Annotated in this window: 17 protein-coding genes and 1 tRNA gene; 6 read left to right on the forward strand and 12 right to left on the reverse strand. The window is 62.4% G+C overall.

Annotated features, from left to right (window positions below; genetic code table 11):
- Positions 1-15 precede the first annotated feature (15 nt).
- From OOT33_RS12620 to OOT33_RS12650, 7 genes are all read right to left on the reverse strand, one after another.
- Positions 16-1440, reverse strand: coding sequence for an aldehyde dehydrogenase family protein (locus OOT33_RS12620; protein WP_067678632.1), 1425 nt, complete (start codon positions 1438-1440; stop codon positions 16-18).
- A gap of 1 nt (position 1441) precedes the next feature.
- Positions 1442-1585, reverse strand: coding sequence for a hypothetical protein (locus OOT33_RS12625; protein WP_011415058.1), 144 nt, complete (start codon positions 1583-1585; stop codon positions 1442-1444).
- Between the two features lie 85 nt (positions 1586-1670).
- Positions 1671-4214, reverse strand: a complete 2544-nt coding sequence (locus OOT33_RS12630; RefSeq protein WP_307750386.1) for a TonB-dependent receptor domain-containing protein — start codon at positions 4212-4214, stop codon at positions 1671-1673.
- A 609-nt stretch (positions 4215-4823) separates the two neighbouring features.
- Positions 4824-5753 (reverse strand): 3-keto-5-aminohexanoate cleavage protein, encoded by a 930-nt coding sequence (locus OOT33_RS12635; protein ID WP_011415056.1) that lies wholly within the window; start codon positions 5751-5753, stop codon positions 4824-4826.
- A 13-nt stretch (positions 5754-5766) separates the two neighbouring features.
- Positions 5767-6558, reverse strand: coding sequence for a cyclase family protein (locus OOT33_RS12640; RefSeq protein WP_011415055.1), 792 nt, complete (start codon positions 6556-6558; stop codon positions 5767-5769).
- Positions 6559-6574: 16 nt separating this feature from the next.
- Positions 6575-8899 carry a TonB-dependent receptor gene (locus OOT33_RS12645; protein ID WP_058454904.1) on the reverse strand — a complete coding sequence of 775 codons (2325 nt, stop codon included), beginning with the start codon at positions 8897-8899 and terminating at the stop codon, positions 6575-6577.
- Positions 8900-8963: 64 nt separating this feature from the next.
- Complete coding sequence (locus OOT33_RS12650) at positions 8964-10382, reverse strand: amidohydrolase family protein (protein WP_058454905.1); 1419 nt, start codon at positions 10380-10382, stop codon at positions 8964-8966.
- 122 nt (positions 10383-10504) lie between these two features.
- Between OOT33_RS12650 and OOT33_RS12655 the strand changes: the two genes are divergently transcribed.
- Positions 10505-11212 carry a TetR/AcrR family transcriptional regulator gene (locus OOT33_RS12655; RefSeq protein ID WP_058454906.1) on the forward strand — a complete coding sequence of 236 codons (708 nt, stop codon included), beginning with the start codon at positions 10505-10507 and terminating at the stop codon, positions 11210-11212.
- Positions 11213-11431: 219 nt separating this feature from the next.
- On the opposite strand, the gene OOT33_RS12660 is transcribed toward OOT33_RS12655, so the two are convergent.
- The 3 genes from OOT33_RS12660 to OOT33_RS12670 form a co-directional block, all read right to left on the reverse strand.
- On the reverse strand, positions 11432-12757 hold the full coding sequence (locus OOT33_RS12660) for an integrase arm-type DNA-binding domain-containing protein (protein ID WP_082657688.1): 1326 nt from the start codon (positions 12755-12757) through the stop codon (positions 11432-11434).
- A gap of 190 nt (positions 12758-12947) precedes the next feature.
- Positions 12948-13024, reverse strand: a tRNA-Met gene (locus OOT33_RS12665).
- Positions 13025-13123: 99 nt separating this feature from the next.
- On the reverse strand, positions 13124-13309 hold the full coding sequence (locus tag OOT33_RS12670) for a hypothetical protein (protein ID WP_307750387.1): 186 nt from the start codon (positions 13307-13309) through the stop codon (positions 13124-13126).
- On the opposite strand from OOT33_RS12670, the gene OOT33_RS12675 reads away from it, so the two are divergent.
- The 5 genes from OOT33_RS12675 to OOT33_RS12695 all read left to right on the forward strand — a co-directional run bounded on the left by OOT33_RS12675 (position 13308) and on the right by OOT33_RS12695 (position 18698).
- Positions 13308-15098 carry a DEAD/DEAH box helicase gene (locus tag OOT33_RS12675; RefSeq protein ID WP_307750388.1) on the forward strand — a complete coding sequence of 597 codons (1791 nt, stop codon included), beginning with the start codon at positions 13308-13310 and terminating at the stop codon, positions 15096-15098. The genes OOT33_RS12670 and OOT33_RS12675 overlap by 2 nt on opposite strands.
- Positions 15099-15101: 3 nt before the next feature.
- The gene (locus OOT33_RS12680; protein ID WP_307750389.1) at positions 15102-15551 is read left to right on the forward strand and encodes a YaiI/YqxD family protein; all 450 of its coding nucleotides are present in this window, start codon (positions 15102-15104) and stop codon (positions 15549-15551) included.
- 10 nt (positions 15552-15561) lie between these two features.
- Positions 15562-15741: a hypothetical protein gene (locus OOT33_RS12685; protein ID WP_307750390.1), complete on the forward strand. Its 180-nt coding sequence runs from the start codon at positions 15562-15564 to the stop codon at positions 15739-15741.
- Positions 15741-17369: an NAD(P)/FAD-dependent oxidoreductase gene (locus OOT33_RS12690; protein ID WP_307750391.1), complete on the forward strand. Its 1629-nt coding sequence runs from the start codon at positions 15741-15743 to the stop codon at positions 17367-17369. Before OOT33_RS12685 ends, OOT33_RS12690 begins: the two co-directional genes overlap by 1 nt.
- Before the next feature lie 141 nt (positions 17370-17510).
- Positions 17511-18698 carry an aminoacetone oxidase family FAD-binding enzyme gene (locus OOT33_RS12695; protein ID WP_307750995.1) on the forward strand — a complete coding sequence of 396 codons (1188 nt, stop codon included), beginning with the start codon at positions 17511-17513 and terminating at the stop codon, positions 18696-18698.
- Between the two features lie 3 nt (positions 18699-18701).
- On the opposite strand, the gene OOT33_RS12700 is transcribed toward OOT33_RS12695, so the two are convergent.
- Entirely contained in the window at positions 18702-19430 is a 729-nt protein-coding gene (locus OOT33_RS12700; protein ID WP_307750392.1) for a ribonuclease T2, read from the reverse strand.
- Positions 19417-20277: a carboxylating nicotinate-nucleotide diphosphorylase gene (gene nadC, locus OOT33_RS12705; protein ID WP_307750393.1), complete on the reverse strand. Its 861-nt coding sequence runs from the start codon at positions 20275-20277 to the stop codon at positions 19417-19419. Before nadC ends, OOT33_RS12700 begins: the two co-directional genes overlap by 14 nt.
- Positions 20278-20317: the final 40 nt, after the last annotated feature.

The raw sequence follows: 20317 nt of genomic DNA on the forward strand, positions 1-20317 counted from the left end.
ACCGCCGCAGCCACGTCAGAGGATCTTTTCGAAGATGTTGAGTAGTCCTTCGGTCTTGCTCGAATAGGGTGGCAGAAGTTGACCAAGCAGGCTGAGTTTCGGCTGAGAGAACACCGGCTTGTAATGAGTGAAGCGCTCGAAACTGGCGACGCCGGTATAGGCACCGATGCCGCTCTGTCCGATGCCACCGAAAGGCAGCCGGCGCTGGAAGACGTGCATGACCGTGCCGTTGAGAGTCACGCCGCCAGCGTGCGTTTCGGAAATGATCTTGCGCCGTTCCTCACTTTCGTCGCCAAAATAATAGAGCGCCAGCGGGCGCTCATGCCGGTTTACGTAGCGAATGAGATCGTCTTCGGAGCGATATGGCATGATCGGCAGGATCGGTCCGAAAATCTCCTCCTGCATCATCGCCATGTCATCGGTAACGTCGAGAACCGCCAACGGCACGATCCGATGCCGTTCAGGAAGCGTTCCATCGCCGTTGTCCGAGAGGTTGAGCACCGTCGCGCCCTTGGCTTCGGCATCATCGAGCAAACCTTGGAGCCGCGCGAACTGTCGGTCATTGATGATACTGGTGAAATCGGGGTTGCTTGCCGCGTTGGGGTAGCATTTGGCAACCTGAGCGCGGAGTGCGGCGACGAAGCTTTCCATCTGATCGACATGGACGAAGGCATAGTCAGCGGCGATGCAGGTCTGGCCGGCGTTGAGCAGCTTGCCGAACACTAAGCTTTCACAGACTTGTGCAAGCGATGCACCCTTGCCCACGATGGCAGGGCATTTGCCGCCAAGTTCCAGAGTAACAGGTGTAAGGTTGGCAGCCGCCGCTTCATAGACTTTGCGGCCAACCGCGGGTGAACCGGTGAAGAGAATATGGTCGAAAGGTAGGGCCGTCATCGCCTGTGCCATGTCGGGCCCGCCCTGGACAATCGCGAATTCCTCTTCGGCGAAATACCGGCGCACAAGCCGCTCGCTGGCTTCGGCGGCGTTGGCGGAAACTTCGCTCGGCTTTGCGATCACGCGGTTGCCGGCCGCCAATGCACCGGCCGCGCCAACGAATATGGTGCCGAGCGGATAGTTCCACGTGCCGAGAACGCCCACCACACCTAGGGGCTGGGGGACCAGGCGCGATGAACCGGGAAGGCCGAAGATGTCAGTCTTCACCCGCCGCGGCCTCAGCCACGTCTTCAGATTGCGGCGCGCAAATTTAATTTCCGATATGCCAAGCATCAGGTCGAGCAGGATAGTCTCGTAGCGGGATCGAATGCCGAAATCGGCGGCAACGGCATCGACCAATTCGTCTCTGTGCTGCTCAAATATCCGGCCAAGGCGCCCGAGCAGGTCCATGCGTTCTTCGTAGCTGCGCGAAACCTGCTCACGCGTCCCTTCGCGTTGGGTCGCGAAAATTCGTTCCAGCTCAGTTCTGTTCCAAGACGCATCCACGTTAAATCGTCCGGAGGCGCGCCGGCCGCTCGGCGCTGCTCGCCTGGGCGGTGCTTTCAGCTGCGCCGATCTCAGTGATCGCAGCGCGCTCGATTCTGTACGCCGTGCCGATGAATGAGGGACCGTTGCCGGTGGAACGCATCATGGATACTCCTCGGTCTGAAAGTCAGGTCGAAAAATCGGGGGCAGCGGGCGGGAGAGGATGCCCGCCGCCCCCGTCGCAGCAGCGATCAGAACTTGACTGTCGCTTCGACGCCATAAGTGCGCGGCATGCCGCGGTTCAGATAATCGTAGCCGAACACGTTCATGTTGAGGCTGTAGGTGTAGTAATATTTGTCGAACAGATTCTTCGCCCACAAGCTAACCGACATATTGTCGTGCGCATAGGTTAATCGCGCATTGGCGAGCCAGTAGCCCGGATTTGCGCATGTAATCGCCTTACCCGCGAGCGTTATGTTCGATCCCGCTGGGGGTGTATCGCACGGTGTCTGCCCATAATTCTTGAACGGATCAAAATAGTACTTGCCCATGTAGGACGCATCACCGCGCAAGGTCAGCTTGTTGGTGCCGTCATCGATCATATCCCAGTCGAATCCGGCCTGGAACGTAACCTCCGGCGCGTTCGGGAAGGGATTGCCGTTGACGTTCAATGTCGGGCTTGCCGGGTTTGCCGGATCGATCACATTGCCTTTGTACTTGCTGTTGAGATAGCCCAGCGAAGCATCGAAACGCAACGTATCGGCCACCTGCCAGGCGAGTTCGGCCTCGCCACCGAACAGGCGACCATTGGCGCTGCGCGTGAAGGTTGTAGCGCCAACCAGCTGCGTTACTTGGTGATTCGAATACTCGTAGTAGAAGCCCGCGAGGTTAAGTTGGACGCGGCGATCGAACAGCCGGGTTTTGAGCCCCGCCTCATATGCATTCAGCTTTTCAGGCTGGATATAATAGACTTGATTGACGCCCTGATAGGCAAGCCCGTTGAAGCTGCCGCTGCGGTAACCGCGACTGTACTGGAGATAGCCCATGATATCATCGGCGAACTCATAGCTGACATTGATACGGCCGGTTAGCCTGTTTGCCTTTTCGCGCTGCTCAAGCGGCGCGAGATTGGGGTTGTATGGATTGCTGTAGGGGATCAGGTTGACAACCGGCGTCGTACCGTCGAGCGCATAGAGGAAAGTGCTGCCGTTAAGGTAATTGACCTTATCCTGGGTGTAGCGTGCACCCACCGCCACGGTCAGCCGCTCGGTCGTTTTCCAGGTTACGTCGCCGTAGATCGCCTTCGAGGGGCGCGACACGTCAAAACGCTGTTCGCCGAGGATCGGGGTGAACGGAGGCGCGCCTGCCCCGGCGCAGCCCGCCGAAAAGCTACCCCCCATGCCGCCATTGCCCGTATTATTGATCGCGATGTCGGTCTGGAGTGCAATCAGCGAGCGTGCATCAAGGAAGCCGTTGGGATTGATCTCGATCGCGTCGCAGAATCCGGCATCGCCAGGCCCCAACGCCGGATTGGCGGCAAAGGCTGGGATATAGCGGATCGCGTCGGGCGTTCCGATTGCGGCGTTATTGTAGCTGCCCGGAAGACCGGCGCTAAGCAGCAGCGGCCTCAGCGCCCCGAAAAAGTCCGGGTAGTTGACCGTCTTGACCTTGTCCCTGCCATAATAAAGGCCGGCAATGATATCGAGGCGGTCGTTCGAATAGCTGAAACGCAGATCCTGGTTGAAATTCTTGCTCGTCGACGTGAGGCCGATCGAGCAGAGATCGGCTGGGCCGCCATCGCAATCATCAGGATTGTTGATATAGTCGCCGGTGTCGTAGCCGGTAATCGAGGTGACGGAGAATTGGTCGCTGACATCCCATTTGATGTTGAGGGCTATCCCTTTCGACTTGCTGATGTTCTTACCTACCCGATCAACTGCGACCTCATTGTCACGCAGCAACCGCCCGCCTAGGAAAGGTTGCGGATCGTAACGCGAATAGCCGAGCGCATCCTGCCCGCCCGCGAGTTGACCACCTGCATAGGGCGCGGTGCCCCATGGATCGTCCTTCGCGGCATAGAGCTTCAAATTGATGTCGAGATCGGGATCGGGCCGGAAGCGGATCGAGATGCGACCGCCGATCGTATCGGTGGTCCCTAGGTCGCGCTCATTCCCAGGCAGTACATTGCGCTGCCAACCATCCCCTTTTGCAAAAGTACCGGCGACGCGGACGCCCAAGATGTCGGGAACCAGCGTCGCTTCAGCGGCGCCCTGCACCGTGAAAGTGTCGTAATTGGCATAGCCGGCGGTCAGATAGCCATTGGCCTCTCCCAGATCCGGCTTGCGCGTGAAGAAGCTGATCGCGCCACCCGTGGTGTTGCGACCGTAGAGTGTTCCTTGCGGTCCGCGCAGTACCTCGACCCGGTCGATGTCATAGAGTTGCAGGCCATGGCTCGCCCGGAAGCTCTGATAGACTTCATCGACATAGACGCCAACCGGCGACGCAGTGGAGGCGGAAAATTCGTTCGCCACTGAAATCCCGCGCAGCGAGAAATTCGGTTGGGTGCGACCATAGGGAGTGGTGACTTGCAGGCTGGGGATCGCGCCCATCAAGTCTGAGGTCTCCGTGATGCCGCGCGTGCGCAGCGTCTCGCCGCCTATGGCGGAAACGGCGGCCGGAACATCCTGCAAATTCTGTTCGCGCTTCTGCGCCGTGACGACGATTGTCTCAAGGCCACCTTCCTGCGCCTCGGGCTTTTCGCCCTGCGATGCAGCGTCCTGGGCATGTGCCGGCACTGCAAGCGCACACGCGATCGATAGCGCGGTGGCACAAAGCAAATTTGTCCTAAAGGCTGTGACCATGACTGTCCTCCCCACGGCATTTGTTGATTTGGCGCCATTTGCCGCGCCTTGGGGCTCATCGTCCAATTCAATTTGTTGGCGAACTATTCCTTCCACTCATTGATTGAGGATTGTTGAGCCTGCACCGGCGACGTCTCGTGGCGGAGCAAATGACCCCATACACTTCATTGGAATAGTCACGCTGAGCGCGCCCAGCGGGACGGATGCGCGCGCGCGAGGCGTTCCAATCCAGCTTTTCCAAACGGTGTATCGGTGTAATCGGCGGTGCCAACGGTTTTCCCTTGCCGAGTAGCAAAGGAAATCAGCTATTCGGGTGACCGTGAATGCACCATCTCTGTCGCCGTGAGCGGCGACAGCGCGCCTTGAAAGCAGCCCCGTCGACATCCGCGTATACGGGCTGTGCATTGTGCCGTTGTTGGATCATGAAGATGAGGTACGAATTCATCTGGCGATACGGATTCTCAGGCACGCCAAAGGGCCGTGTCTGGACGGCCGAATCGGTCGATGACCGAAGCCCTCATTCGCTTGCTTCCTGTGCACGGCTCAGAAGGCGACGCGGTCACTGCCCTTGAGACCGAGGATTTCCCTCGCTTCGGCGGGGCTCGCGGGTTCGTGACCCATTTCGGCGAGGATGCGCTTGATCTTCTCGACCTGCTGGGCATTCGAAGCCGCAAGGACGCCGCGTTCGATGAAAAGGCTGTCCTCGAGCCCGACGCGGACATAGCCGCCGAGCAACGCCGCCTGCGTCAGAAAGGGCATCTGGTGCCTACCCGCGGCGAGCACCGACCAGCGGTAATTGCCGCGTCCGAAGAGGCGATCGGCGGTTTCCTTCATATAATGAAGATTTTCGAGATCGGCACCGATGCCGCCCAATATGCCGAAGATCATCTGGACGAAGAAGGGTGGCTTCACCAGGCCGCGATCGACGAAATGGGCGAGATTGTAGAGATGGCCGACGTCATAGCATTCATGCTCAAATTTGGTACCCGCCTCCGCCATCGTCGTGAGGATCGTCTCGATATCGCGGAAGGTGTTGCGGAAGATATAGTCGTCGGAGCCGGTGACATAGTCCTTCTCCCACGCGTATTTCCAGTCGGCGATGCGCTTCGCGGCGGGGAAGAAGGCGAAATTGAGCGAGCCCATGTTGAGCGAGCAAAGCTCGGGCTTGAAACGCGCAGAGGCGGCGAGGCGCTCGGCGACCGGCATGGTGGCCGCACCGCCCGTCGTGATGTTGATGACGGCGTCGGTGCGCTGCCGGATCACGGGCAGGAAGCGGGCATAGACCTCGGGATCGCCGGTCGGCCTACCGTCCTCGGGGATGCGGGCATGGAGATGCAGGATCGCCGCGCCCGCTTCGGCGGCGGCGATCGACTGCTCGGCGATCTCCTCGGGCGTGACCGGGAGCGCGTCCGACATCGTCGGCGTGTGCGCCGATCCCGTCACCGCGCAGCTGATGATGACCTTGTTGCTCATGGCCAGACTCCATTCAATCGTCGAGGACGGCGACCGCGCGGGTCCAGCCTGCCGAAGCGCCTTTGATCTTGGTCGGGAAACACATCACGGTGAATCCGGAGGATGGAAGCGCTTCGAGATTATGCAGCTTCTCCAGATGGCAATAGCCGATTTCCCGACCCGCTTTGTGCCCCTCCCAGATCAGGTCGGCATTCCCGGTTTCGGCATATTTCTGCGCCGTGTAAGTGAACGGCGCGTCCCATGACCATGCATCGGTCCCTGTCACCCGGACACCGCGCTCAAGCAGGTGAAGCGTGGCTTCGCGGCCCATTCCACACCCCGCGTTGACATAGTCATCCGTGCCGTAGGCCGAACCGGCCCGCGTGTTGATGACCACGATGGTCAGCGGGCTGAGCTTGACGCCGATCCGATCGAGTTCAGCCCGAACATCCTCGGCGGTCACCACATAGCCATCGGGGAAATGCCGGAAATCGAGCTTGACGCCTGGTTGGCAGCACCAGTGGAGCGGAACCTCGTCGATCGTGATCGCCCGCTTGCCCCCATCCATCGTCGAATGAAAATGGTAAGGTGCGTCGAGATGCGTGCCGTTGTGCGTGATCAGCTCGACATGCTCGATCGCCCAGGCCTCGCCATCGGGCAGGTCGCTGGCCGTCATTCCGGGGAAGAAGGCCAGCATCTGTTCTCGTGTATCATCGTGCCCGAAATATCGGACCCGTGGACGAAAGGCCGCCGGATCCGATACGATATCATTCTCGATGGGCATCGAAATGTCGATGATGGACTCGGCGGTGGGAATCGTGATCATGAGAATATATTCCCGGCTAGAACTTATACCCGATGGTCACGCCATAGGTTCGCGGCTCCTCGAGGAAGCCGTTGACGCCAAATCCCACGATGCTGGAGCTGACAAAGGCGTTTGAGATGTACGTCTTGTTGGCGAGATTCTTGCCGTAGACGGTCACGCTCCAGCGATCGCCCGGATCGGTGTAGATCAGCGAGGCATTGAGCTTGGTCTTTGCCGGCTGCGACACCTGCGGAACGTTGAAGGCACTGAAATAGACCTTATCGACCCACAAGACCTCTCCGCGAAGGGCAAAGGATCCATGGTCCGAGCGCACGGTATATTGTGCCATGGCGTCGACCGTCCATTTGGGGGCTTGCGGCAGGCGGTTGCCGGCGTTGTTGAAAGCCGGTGCGCCGGTCGCCGGGTCGACGGTGCGCCCGTCACCTCCGGGTCGCGCGGGATCGATACTGATGAAACTGTCGAACTTGGCGTTGAGATAGGAGCCGGTCAGACCCAGTTCTAAGTCGGGCGTGGGGCGCGCGCGCAACTCGAGCTCGGCACCGTAGATCGTCGCTGTCGCCGCATTCTCCAGCGCGAGTGACGCGTTGACCACCTTGCCGACCTGGAGATCCTTGTAATCATAATAAAAGCCGGCAAGATTTATGCGGAGCCGCCGATCGAGGAATTCCGATTTCAGGCCCCCTTCATAGGCCGTGACCTTCTCCGGCTTCACGGGCGGCTGCACGCCGCCGACATTGTAGGTGCCGCTTTTGAAGCCTCGCGAAACCGAGGCGTAGAGCAAAGCGTCGGGCGTGATTTGATACTCGAGCGCCACTTTCGGCGTGAAGGATCGGAAGGTCTTGTGCGGTTGGCAGGTCGGGACCGATGGGATATCGGCTCCGCACTGGGCGAGCGGCGCGACGGGATTGGCGGGCGAATAGGGTCGCGCGAGGTCGAACTGAAGCTGTTCGGAAATGCCTTTTCGCTCGATGCTGTAACGGCCACCGACGACGAGGTGAATCTCCGGGGTCAGATTGTAGGTCGCTTGCCCGAAGATGGCGCCGGCATCAGTCTCGAGACGCCCGCCGGCATAATAGCCCTGGCGGATGACGCCGGGACCGCCGAAGCCAATATCATTGTAGGGAATGATGATCGCGCCGGCGTCATTTTCGTGGAAATAAAATGCCCCCAGCAGCCATCGGAACCGGTCGGATTCGGACGAGAGCTGAAACTCCTGGCTGAACTGTTTGTCGTCTTCGTTCTGGAAGATCGGCGCGAGACGAAAACTGGTGGAATCGAGGTCCGATCCGGTAATGTATTTCGTGCTGCGATAGGCCGTGATCGACTTGGCTGTGACGCCGCCGAATCGATATGCAATCTCGCTGCTGACACCCCAGATCGTGCGCCGGTTGAACGGATCGGCTTCGTTTGCGATATCGCGCGGATTGCTTGCGGTGACGCCGCCGAACTGAATGCCGAAAGGTGTGATTGTCTGGCCGCTGGCAGTCTGGCCCGCGGGTCCGAAATAATGATAGCCGTTCGCGTTGTCATTTTCTCGATGATAGTCGGCGATCAGAGTGATGGTGAGATCGTCGGCGGGTAAAAGCTTCAGCGTACCACGGATCGAACGGGCATTGGTGTCGTCGATCCTAGTGCCGGTCGTGATGTTTCGGCCATAGCCGTTGCGGTCGTCCGTCGAGAAAGCGATCCGCGCGAGCACTTTATCAGAGACAATCGGGCCGCTGACGGCGCCGTCGAACGCCAAACGACCATAGTTGCCGACCGTGACATCGCCATAACCCGAAAACGTGTCGGTGGGCTGGCGCGTTATGAGGTTGATTGAGCCGCCGGTCGCGTTGCGGCCATAGAGCGTGCCCTGTGGCCCGCGCAGAACTTCCACGCGATCGACGTCGTAGAATGCGCTGAGCGCTGCGGCGCCGCGCGAAATGAACGCGCTGTTGAGGTGGAAAGCGATACTTCCCTCGGCGCCGGTGCTGAGGTTGTCGAGGCCGATGCCGCGCAGCGAGATTCTCGCGACGCCGAGCTGCTGGCCGAGGTTGAGATTGGGGACGGCGGCCTGCAGACCCTCGATGCTGTTGATGCCCGCCTTCGCGAGGTCATTGCCGGATAGGGCCGTCACCGCGAGAGGAATTTTCTGCACCGACTCGCTGCGCTTCTGCGCAGTCACGATGATGTCCTGAAGACCGGCGCCCTGATCCTGTGCGGCGGGCGTCGATACGGCCTCCGGCTGCGGAGTGCTCGCAGCCGATGAAGCCGGCTCAGTCTGTGCGTAAGCGCTTGTGCCAACGACCGCAGGCAAAAGAAGTCCGATCCGCGCGGCGCGCGGCCAAAGCTTATCCATTTCGTAATCCCCTCCTCGTTGGACGCCGACGCGGTTCATGCGGCGCCTTTGGTTTCCTACCCCGCTATGCGGCCAGGTTCTGGCGCGCGGTCTCCTCCATCTCTGCCATTGCCGTGGTGTTGGGCGGCGGAACGAGCGGACCGCGACGCAGGGCCTGCTCCATGATCCGCTCGCGCGAGCCCTCCGCCATGCGGAGCAACTGCTTGAAGTCGACGCCAGTCAAGCGACCGTGGCGCTTCACGACCTCGCCGCGCAGGACCACCGTATCGATGTTGGAAACGTTAGCCTGCAGCACGACCGCGCCCACCATGTCGTTCAGCGGCATGAGGTTGAAGTCGTTGGGCGCGATGAGAACGATATCGCCATCCTTGCCCGGCGTGAGCGATCCCGTGCGATGATCAAGACCCATCGCTTCCGCGCCGTTGATCGTCATCCACGCGATCGCGTCACGTACCTTGAATGGGATATCCTCAGGCATCCGACCTTGCGCATTGACCGGATCGTTGGCCAGGACGCGCGCGTCTTGAAGACCGAGGCGTGCCTGCGTGAGTAGGTCGCCACCGTTGCAGGAGATAACGTCGGCCCCAAGTGTAGGCTTGATGCCGACATCGTGGGCGCGGCCGATCAAGGGGTGGCCCATGCCCATCTGCAGTTCCGTATCGGGCGTGCATGAAACCTTGGCGCCATTATCGGCGAGCAGGCGAAGTTCGTTGTCTGTCACGGAATTGCAATGCACATGGACCTGGTCGGGTCCAAGGAGTCCGGCCGCCGCGAGTTCCTCTATACCGCTGCAAAAAGCGGAGCCCCAGAAACAGTTCGTGTGAATTGTTTGCTGCACGCCAAGTCGGCGGCCTGTCATGATCTCCTTACGCGTCGAATCGAACGGATACATCCCGACCTCGGTGATCGCGACCGCCATGCCCAGCCGCTGATCGTCCGACGAAAAATGCTGCGTCCTTATCCGTTCCGCATCGGCGATGCGTTGGTCGACGCTCGTAAAATAAGGCCGGTCGACCGGTGCTGGATAGAAGCCGTAGGCATAGAGGCCAGCAATCCGGGCGTCCCGCAGGCCGCGGATGGCCTCATCGGCATGTTCCGGACTGTGCGACGTATGTGAGAAGTCATAGAGCGTCGTGATCCCGGCGTTCAGAGCTTCTAGGGCGCCGATATAATTGCCCACATAGACATCTTCTGGCGTATAGACGGGCGAGATGTTGAAGCGGATGCAGCGCATATACTGCATGAGGCTCATGTCGGCGCAAATCGCGCGTAGCTGAGTCTGCCAAGTATGCCGATGCGTATCGACCATGCCTGGCATTACAATCGTGCCGGTCGCGTCGATCTCCTCTGCCTCATCATGGTGAAGGTTTTGACCGATCTCAGCGATGCGTCCGTTCACGATCAAAACATCCCCACTGGGCACGTCGCCGATCGCAGGATCGCCGGTGATGACATAGCCGTTACGGATCAGGATCGGTCTCACAGTTTCGTTCCCCTACCATCTATTTTTGTGACGGAAGCCAGCGTAGGCTGCGCGTCCTTGATCGAGTGATACGAACGTTCCACTCACATGTCAATTCGGGGCGCTTTTGGGGGAGAAGATGATTGAAATTACCAGATATTAAGCCAAAAAAGGCAATCTCCAAGCCGCAAACGGAACGACCGGATCTGCGCGAGCAGATCCTGGACGCCGCCGAGTCGCTGTTCGCGGACCGGGGCTATTTCGGCGTTTCGGTGCGAGAAATAACGGATGCAGCGTCCACACGGCTCGCCGCTGTGAATTATCATTTTGGAACCAAGGAAGCGCTGTTCACGGAAGTCATAGAACGCCGCAGCGCGTGGTTGAACGAAGAGCGGCTGCGAAGGCTTGCGGAGCTGGACCTCGATCCAGATCGCCCGGAAGCATCGGCTCGACTTCTCATCCGCGCATTTTACGGCCCCCTCTTGAGCCGTTTTGAATCCGGTGAGCCGGGGTGGATGAATTATTGTCGCCTCATCTCACAGATAGCAGGCGTGCAACTCTGGATGGACGAAATAGTTGCACCGCTATTTGATGAAATATCTCGCCGATATGTCGAGGCGATGATATCTATCAAACCAAAGTCATCGCGCGATGATGCCTTGCAGGCCTATCAGTTTATTCTGAGCTGTACGCTGTACACATTCGCCGACAATCGCCGGATCGATCACATGTCGGGTGGGCGACTTTCTTCACGGAACATCTCGGTGACCCTGAAGGCCATGGAGGACTTTTGCGTGGGGGGATTGTTATCGTGTCTTAGGGTACAGGGCATTGGCAAGCTCGATGGTTGATGCCGCTCACCGTGATTGCCTGCTTGATTGAACGAATGTCCGCCATGAGGGCGCTCTTCCGACGTAGGTGAATTTGTGACGTAGGGCATGGTAGGATATGATACGATACTGCTTCTTATTGTTCAGTCCCACTATTCACGGATGCATCTAAGTAACTGACGTTTATAATAATTATGGTGGAAAGCCGCGCTCTTAATCAGCGGTTCCGAGCCGTGACGCTTATCGCGAAGCCGCCCAACGAGGGCGCTGCCAATACGGCTGTCTCCGGTCGCTCGGCGGCAAGCGCTGGATGGGCGCAGAACAGCCCGTGAGCTGTGAGAACTCGATAGGATCCTTCTCGACATCCGACACTGCGGTTGCCGCGTCGATCACGTCGGCCCAATCTTGCAGCATCCGCCTTCGCGGGGTGAGATAGAGCGCGCTGTTATAGGCGCCGCGCACTTCGTCCTCATCCTCGTGGGCGAGCGCCATCTCGATCCAGTCGGGCTTGTAGCGTTCGGCTTCGTTCGCCCAGGTCGAGCCGAGCCCCCGAAACCCATGCACCGTCTGCCGGCCAAGATAGCCCATGCGGTAGCAGGCATAGATCATGGTGTTCTCGGAAATAGGCTTTCCAGGCTTGGCTCCGGGAAAGAGGAACGCATCGTTCGTCGCCTGCAAGCGGCGCTGAACGATCATTGCGGCCTGGCGGGACAGCGGAACAAGATGCTCACGTTCCATCTTCATGCGCTCCGGCGACAGACGCCATAGCGGGTTCGGTCCATAGAGATCCTCGAACTCGTCCCTGGCCGCGAAGCGGGTTTCGCTGGTTCGGACCCATGTGAGCAAGGTGAACAGCAGCGCGTCACGGGTGATCTCGCGGCGGCGCGGCGTGTCCTCGCCGTCATAGGCGAAGATCGCCCGCACCAGCTTCGGAAACTCCGCGAGCGGCACGCGCGCCATGTGCCTGACGGGCGGCTTGGGCTTGAGCGCATCGTTGAGGCCGAGCGTCGGATCGATGGTCGCCCAGCCGCTCGCGATCGCGAAGCGATAGATCTGGCTGACGTTCTGCTTGAGGCGACGGGCGATATCGAGGGCGCCGCGCGCTTCGACCGCGCGGATCATCTCGAGAATCTCGGGCGGGTCGATTTCCGTGATCGGACGCTTCCCGATGACCGGAAAGACGTCGCGCTCCATCCGGTTGATGACGCGCAGGGCATGGGCCGAGTCCAGCCCTTCAATACGATTGGCGTGCCAGGCCCGCGCAATCTCTTCGAACAGCTTGAGCGCGGCCCTCTGCTTCTTCGCCCGCTTCCTGGCCTCGGCGGGGTCCTCACCCTGATCGAGCAGCCGCTTGGCTTCGGTCCGCTTCTCGCGGGCGATCGCCAGCGTGACGGTCGGATATTTGCCGAAGCTCAGCAGTTTTTCCTTGCCGTCGAAGCGGTATTTCAGGCGCCAGAGCTTCGATCCGTTCGGCTGGACGAGCAGGTGCAGGCCTTCTCCATCGGACAGCTTGTAGGGGCGCTGCCGCTTGGTGGCGTATTTGACCTCAAGTTCTTTCAAAGCCATCTGGGGGTATCGCCTGTTTTGGGGACAGCCGAAAAATACCCCCAAAATACCCCCAATCCAAATCGCCGTGGGTGGCCGCAGCGGGTCGCACCGGGACGCCGGCGTACGCAACGGGACGCGAAAAATATTTGATTTTCCTCGAAAAATGTCTGCCAGTGGCCTCAGTGGGCCACCGGTGGACAATCCGGGATGGTAGCGGAGGAGGGACTTGAACCCCCGACACGCGGATTATGATTCCGCTGCTCTAACCAGCTGAGCTACTCCGCCCCGTTGTCGGCAAAGCCCCGTCAGGGTGCTTGCACCACGGCTCCGGCAGCGGTCAGCCGCCGGAAGGTGCGGGCGCTATACGCAGCCTTGGCGGCAGGGTCAACCACGCAATCGGGGTTCTATCACGGCGCGCGCTTCCTGAGATGCGGCGCGGAAGAGCAGCACATGGACATGACCATTGCGGTGCGCCGCATAAGCGCCTATCAGCCGCGCGGACAGGCAATGATGCCTTAGGATAAAGCCATAGCCGCCCGGCGGCAGGGCTTCCCGATAGTGTGAGACCATGACGTTCCAGAATATTCCCGCGCTTCTTGCCGAGGCGCTTGGCCAACGCGGCTATGCCACGCCGACATCCGTGCAATCCGCCGTGCTAGAGCCGGAAGCGGAGGCGCGCGATCTCATCGTTTCGGCGCGCACCGGCTCCGGCAAGACCGTAGCTTTCGGTCTCGCCATCGCGGGAGATCTGCTGAACGAGCAGGGGCTGGTGCAGAGAGCCGGGGGGCCGCTCGCGCTCATCATCGCGCCCACGCGCGAGCTGGCGATGCAGGTAAGCCGCGAGCTGATGTGGCTCTATGCCAGCACAGGCGCGCGCGTTACCGCCTGTGTCGGCGGCATGAACCCGTCGGTGGAGCGCAAGGCGCTGAGGCAGGGCGCGGACATCGTCGTCGGCACGCCGGGCCGCCTGCGCGATCATCTGGAGCGGGGCGACCTCAACCTCTCCGCGCTCGTCGCCGTGGTGCTGGACGAAGCGGACGAGATGCTCGACATGGGCTTTCGCGAAGACCTGGAGGAGCTGCTCGACGCGATGCCGGAGCAGCGCCGCACCTTGCTGTTTTCGGCGACCATGCCCAAGCCGATCGTCGCGTTGGCCCGCCGCTATCAGAAGGACGCGCTGCGCATCGCCACCGGCGAGGAAGACCGCGGCCACAGCGACATCGAATATCAGGCGATGGCGATCGCGCCGTCTGAAATCGAGAATGTCGTCGTCAACGTGCTGCGCTATCATGAGGCGGAGACAGCGATCCTGTTTTGCGCGACACGCGACAAGGTGCGGCATCTGCACGCAAGCCTGATCGAGCGCGGCTTTGCGGCCGTCGCGCTGTCGGGCGAGCACAGCCAGAGCGAGCGCAACCAGGCGTTGCAGGCATTGAGGGAGCGGCGCGCGCGGGTCTGCGTCGCCACCGATGTTGCTGCACGCGGCATCGATCTGCCCAGCCTCAGCCTCGTCGTCCATGTCGAAACGCCGCGCGACGCCGAGGCGCTGCAACACCGCTCCGGTCGCACCGGGCGCGCCGGGCGCAAGGGGATTGCGGTACTGCTGGTCCCCTACCCCCAGCGCCGCCGGGTGGAAAGCATGCTGCGTGGCGCGCGCATCGCGGCGGAATGGATGCAGGCTCCGTCTGCCGCCGATATTCGCGAGGCGGACAGCGCCCGCCTGCTCGAAAAGCTGCTCGCGCCCATAGAGTTCGATGACGACGACCGCGCACTGGCGCAGCAGGTGCTCGCCCAGCGCAGCCCCGAGGATATTGCGGCCGCGCTGGTGCATGTACATCGCGCCGCCCTGCCCCAACCGGAGGAACTGCTCGCCGCCGATGCCGCGCCGGGCCCGCGCGCCCCGCGCGCCGGGTTCGAGGGCAGCGCCTGGTTCAAGATGAACGCCGGGCGCAGGCACAATGCCGATCCGCGCTGGGTGCTGCCGCTGCTGTGCCGGCGCGGGCATGTGAGCCGGGGCGAGATCGGCGCAATCCGCATCACCACGCACGAGACCCTGTTCGAGGTGCAACAGGCGGTGGCCGCGCGCTTCCTCGCGGCGGTCAAGCGCACGGCGACAGATGAGGACGATGGGCTGGAAATCGTGCCGGTGGAGGGCCAGCCACGCGATAATGCGCGCCGCAACCGCAAGGATGACGAGCGCGCCGGGCCGCCGCCCCGTGGCGCAAAGCCTCCCTATCAGGCGAAGCCATTCAAACCCTCCCGGCCCGGCGCTGGAGCTGGTGCTGGCGCTGGTGACGCCCCTGCGCGCGCCCGGCCTGCGGGCAAGAAGAAGTTCGGCAAAAAGCCGCCCCGCCCCTGAGCCATGCATATTCTCGTCGATGCCGATGCCTGCCCGGTCAAGGAGGAGATCTACAAGGTCGCCTTCCGGCATGAGGTGCGCGTCACCATCGTCAGCAACAGCACGATCCGTATTCCCGCCCACCCGCTGATCGAGCGGGTTGTGGTCTCGGACGGGTTCGACGCCGCGGATGACTGGATCGCCGAACGGGCGGACGCGCGCGCCGTATGCATCACCGCCGACATATTGCTGGCCGACAGGTGCCTGAAGGCAGGCGCGATCGTGCTCGCGCCCAATGGCAAGCCGTTCACGACATCGTCCATCGGCGGCGCAATCGCCACGCGGGCGATCATGGCCGATCTGCGCGCTGGTGGAGACATCGTCGGCGGCCCACCCCCGTTCAGCAAGACCGACCGCTCGCGCTTCCTCTCCGCGCTGGACGAGGCGCTGGTGCGATTGCGGCGGATGGGCTAGAGGGCCGTCCATGGCCGACAAGTTCGAACGACATCGCCAGCCCTGGACCTCAGCCGAGGTCCAGAAGCTGCACACCCTCGCCAAAAAGGGCATGGCCTTGAAAGCCATCGCCAAGGCCCTGACTCGCAGCGAGGAGTCGGTGAAAGAACGTGCGCGCGCAGACGGACTGACAATCGCAAAGCTGCGCTGATGATCCGTCTTTCCGGCCTGTCCTTGCCTCTTGATCACGCGTCCGATGCGCTCGCACCCGCAATCTGCGCCCGCCTCGGCATCGCGCCCGAGGCACTGCGCGGGTTCAGCGTCTTCAAGCGCGGCAACGATGCGCGAAAGCGCACGGCTATCCTGCTCGTCTATACGCTCGACATCGAACTGGATGCGCAGACCGAGGCGGAGATGCTCACGCGGCTGGCAGGTGACAAGGATGTACGCCCCACGCCAGACATGGCCTACACCTTCCCCACCCGCGCGCCAGAAGGGTGGAACGGTCTGCGCCCGGTCGTGATCGGCGCGGGGCCATGCGGGCTGTTCGCCGGGCTGATCCTCGCGCAGATGGGGTTCCGCCCGATCATCCTTGATCGCGGCAAGGTGGTGCGCGAACGCACCAAGGACACATGGGGCCTGTGGCGCCGTGCGGAGCTGAACCCGGACAGCAACGTGCAGTTCGGCGAGGGCGGCGCGGGCACCTTCTCTGACGGCAAGCTCTATTGCCGCGTTAAGGATCCGCGCTTCCTCGGCCGCAAGGTGCTGGAGGAGTTCGTCAAGGCAGGCGCACCAGACGATATCCTCTGGGAGGCGCACCCCCACATCGGCACCTTCCGCCTCGTGACGATGGTCGAGAGCATGCGCCGCGCGATCGAGGAACTGGGCGGCGAATATCGCTGGCAGACGCGGGTGGACGATCTCGCGCTCGATCTCCTGCCCGATGGCCGCCAACGCCTGCGCGGGCTGCATCTGGCGGATGGCAGCTTCATCGAGGCCGATCATGTCGTGCTCGCCATCGGCCATAGCGCACGCCCCACCTTCGAGATGCTGCACGCGCGCGGCGTGCATATCGAGGCCAAGCCCTTTTCCATCGGTGTGCGCATCGAGCATCCGCAAAGCTGGATCGACAAGGCGCGCTTTGGCAATTGCGCGGGTCACCCGGATCTGGGCGCGGCGGCCTATAGCCTCTCCCACCACTGCGCCAACGGTCGCACGGTTTACAGCTTCTGCATGTGCCCCGGCGGGCGGGTGGTGGCGGCAACCTCCGAGGAAGGCCGCGTCGTCACCAACGGCATGAGCCAGTATAGCCGCGCGGAGTTCAACGCCAATTCCGGGCTCGTCGTCGGAATAGACCCTGTGCGCGATTATCCCGACGGGCCGCTCGCGGGCATCGCGTTTCAGCGGCACTGGGAGTCACTTGCCTTTGAAGCGGGCGGCGGCACTTACTCCGCGCCGGGGCAGCGCGTGGGCGATTTTCTGAGCCAGCGCCCCTCCACCGCGCTGGGCGAAGTTACCCCCTCCTACAAGCCCGGCGTGACGATGACGGACCTTTCCCGCTGCCTGCCCGCCTTCGCGGTGGAGGCGATGCGCGAGGCGCTGCCCGTCTTCGGCCGCCAGATCGCGCGATATGACCACCCCGATGCGGTGATGACCGGCGTCGAAACGCGCACGTCCTCGCCGGTGCGGATCACGCGCGGCAAGGATTTTCAGAGCCTCAACACCGAGCGGCTGTTCCCGGCGGGCGAAGGCGCGGGCTATGCCGGCGGCATCCTCTCCGCCGCGATCGACGGGATCAAGGTGGCCGAAGCTGTTGCAGCCAGCATGATGGCCGCGTGACGGCCTCCCCCTGTTGTCACCCTGAACTTGTTTCAGCGCAGTCGAGGAGCGCGACTCGTCTGCGCATGCTGCCGCTGGCGACGCAGGGGCGTGGGGAGAAATGGACCCTGAACCGAGTTCAGGGTGACGGCCGTGGTTGAGATGGGCAACCTGCCCCCTTCAGATCACGATGCCATCATCCTCGGCGCGGGCGCGGCGGGAATGATGTGTGCCATGACGGCTGGCGCTCGCGGAAAGCGCATCCTGCTGGTCGATCATGCCGATGCGCCGGGCAAGAAAATCCTGATCTCGGGCGGCGGGCGCTGTAACTTCACCAACATTCACACCACGCCGGATCGCTATCTCTCATCCAATCCGCATTTCGCCAAGTCCGCACTGGGGCGCTATACCCCGCAGGATTTCATTGCGCTGGTCGAGCGTCACGGCATCGCCTGGCATGAAAAGACGCTGGGTCAGCTTTTTTGCGATGGCTCCGCGCGCCAGATCGTCGACATGCTGGCAAGCGAATGTGCGGCCGCTGGCGTGACGATAGCGCTAGGAAACCCGGTCGCTGACATCGCCCATGCCGACGGCCGCTTCCGCGTCCAGATCAGCGGCAGGGAGCATAGTGCTCCCGCGCTCGTTCTGGCGACAGGCGGCCCGTCGATCCCCAAAATGGGCGCGACCGGCTTTGCCTATGACGTCGCCCGCCGCTTCGGCCTCGGCATCGTCCAGCCCCGGCCCGCGCTGGTGCCGTTCACGCTGGGCGCCGAGGACGCGCTGTTTACCGAACTATCGGGTGTGTCCGCGCCCGTTGAGGTGCGCTGGAACAAGGTGCGCTTTCGCGAGGCGGCGCTGTTCACCCATCGCGGCCTCTCCGGCCCGGCGATGCTGCAAATCTCCTCCTACTGGCAGCACCGCACGCCGATTTCCGTCAATTTCCTGCCCGACGCCCCGCCCAACTGGCTGTTAGCCGAAAAGCGCGCCCGCCCGCGCACCCCGTTGCGCCGGGTGCTGGCGGAGCATCTGCCGGACAGGCTGGGCCAGGTGCTGCTGGAGCGGATCGGCACCGGCGGTGAACTCGCCACCATGAGCGACAAGGCGCTGCGCGCCGCCCATGCGCGCCTCTCCGACTGGCCCTTCACCCCCAGCGGCACCGAAGGCTATGCCAAGGCGGAGGTGACGGCGGGCGGCATCTCCACCGCCGCGCTGTCTTCCCAGAGCATGATGGCGAAGGCAGTGCCTGGCCTCTACGCCATTGGCGAGGCGGTGGACGTTACCGGCTGGCTCGGCGGCTACAACTTCCAGTGGGCGTGGGCCAGCGGCCATGCGGCGGGCATGGCGCTGTAGAGGCTAATATCCGCCCCTAACGCGAATGCGCGCATTGGTCGAAACGCCTGTCTTGCCCAACGCGCAACGCGTGGGGCGGAAACCGGTATCGAGGCAGATCCACACCTCATTCAGCAAGCCATAGTCGCTCGTCTGCACCCGGATCATGTCGATCGTCATCCCCGGATTCTTGCGCGCGATTGCGCCCGCGATCTGCCCGGCGGTTACGCGATACTGGATCGCGAAATAGCCCATGTCTGGCAGGCGCAGCGCCTTATAGGCGGCGCGCGCTCGGGCAAAATAGTCCTCCGGGCTGCGCGCCATGCAGGTGCCGTGCTTGACCCATTGATGCTGCATCAGCCGCACCGAGGGCATCATGCAGAACGTGGCGGCGATCGTCGCGCGGCTCACCGGCGCGGCGGGCGCGCAATATTGCGGCCAGCCGCCGCTGCGCCCGTCCTTCGCCACGCCATCGGGCCACAGGCCATGCAGCACGAAGCCGAACCGGCCATTGCGTGGGTCGCATTGTGTGTCGCCCTTGGGCGCCCGGGCGCAATATTGCGGCGTCCAACTCAATGCCAGCGTATAGCCGCCCACCTCCATGCGTCGCACCTCGTCCGGGCGAGGCGTGGTGCCCGCGCGCGGCGGGTTGATCCGCTCCGGCAGGGCGCAGGAGCTTGCCTGAGCGTGCGCGGCCAAGGGTGCCACCGCCAGCCCGAGGCCGACAGCCAGCGCCGCCTTACTCCGCCGCAAAATCAAGCCCGATGTCGGCCGCAGGCGCGCTCTGCGTCAGCCGCCCAACGCTGATATAGGTGACGCCGGTCTCGGCAATTGCGCGGATCGTCTCCAGCCTCACGCCGCCGCTCGCTTCGGTCGGCACACGCCCACCCACCAAAGTCACCGCGCCGCGCAGTGTGGGCGGGTCCATATTGTCGAGCAGCAGATGCGTCGCGCCAGCCGCCAGCGCCGGTTCGATCTGGTCGACGCGGTCAACCTCCACGATGATGCGCTCGATCCCGGCGCTTGCCGCGCGGCGCACCGCCTCGCCGATGCTACCCGCCACTGCGACATGATTGTCCTTGATCATCGCCGCGTCCCAGAGACCCATACGATGATTGGTCGCGCCGCCTTGCCGCGTCGCATATTTTTCCAGCACGCGCAGGCCCGGAATGGTCTTGCGCGTATCGAGCAGCGTGGCGCCCGTGCCCGCGATCCTGTCCACATAAGCACGCGTCATCGTCGCGATGCCGGTAAGGTGCTGCACCGTGTTGAGCGCAGACCGCTCCGCAGTCAGCAGCGCCCGCGCATTGCCCGAAAGCCGCATCAGGTCTGTCCCGGCGGGGACGCTCTCGCCCTCCTCCACCAAAATCTTGATCGTCACCTCGGGATCGAGCGCACGAAAAAACGCTTCGGCCAGCGGCAGTCCGGCCACCGTCACCGCATCGCGGCTGTCCATAACCCCGCTGAAACGCGCATCCGCCGGGATCACGCTCTCGCTGGTGACGTCCCGCCCACCCGCGCCCAGCGGCCCGCCAAGATCTTCGGCGAGTGTGGACGCGATGAAGGCGGGGAGGTCGAAATTGGGGAGAGAGAAGGTCATCAGTGCTGACTAGCGGATTCTGTTTTCATTGCAATGACTG

Source organism: Sphingobium sp. DEHP117, assembly GCF_030867385.1.
Lineage (GTDB): Bacteria > Pseudomonadota > Alphaproteobacteria > Sphingomonadales > Sphingomonadaceae > Sphingobium.